The 540-nt window shown below is 55.7% G+C and carries 1 protein-coding gene; it reads left to right on the top strand.

Features of this window, described 5'->3' with window-relative positions; all coding sequences use genetic code 11:
- Positions 1-34: 34 nt before the first annotated feature.
- The coding region (locus tag B3P58_RS10360) for a class I SAM-dependent methyltransferase (protein ID WP_286717378.1) at positions 35-540 on the top strand (506 nt) is incomplete at its 3' end.

Genomic DNA, 540 nt, shown 5'->3' with positions numbered 1-540 from the left:
TTGCTGCTGTTTTTTGTCTGAGAACGGATAGGTTGTGACTGAACTAATCAATCTGGTGCGTGAATCGGACAGTGAAGTCCGGGAACTGTGTGAACGCTACGGTCTGACACTGGCATCTAAATCCCTGTTGCAGCAGGATGGTTTTCATCTGTGCTTTGACTATGACGGTCTGAGCCTGCGTCAGGGCAATAATCTGCGCACCGCGGTACGTGTTGATTTTTCTGCCGGAGCTGCGGCGCACCGGCGTAAATTTGGCGGCGGTCTCGGGCAGGATATTGCCAAAGCGGTGGGAGTGAGTGGTTCGTACAAACCCTCGGTGCTGGATGCCACCGCAGGTCTTGGTCGTGACAGCTTTGTGCTGGCGACTCTGGGTTGCAGCGTACGTGCTCACGAACGTCAGCCGGTGGTCGCGGCCTTATTGGCCGATGGTCTGGCGCGGGGCGCTAACGATGCAGAAGTTGCCGATATTATTGCCCGTATTGAATTGCACTTTGGCAGCAGTCACGATCTGCTGGTGCCTGAATCCGATCCGCAGCGGCA

Source organism: Thalassolituus sp. UBA2009, assembly GCF_002335285.1.
GTDB classification, from domain to species: domain Bacteria; phylum Pseudomonadota; class Gammaproteobacteria; order Pseudomonadales; family Oceanobacteraceae; genus Venatoribacter; species Venatoribacter alkanivorans.
The sequence above is the reverse complement of the archived record's forward strand: the minus strand, read 5'-3'. Positions and strand labels throughout refer to the sequence as shown.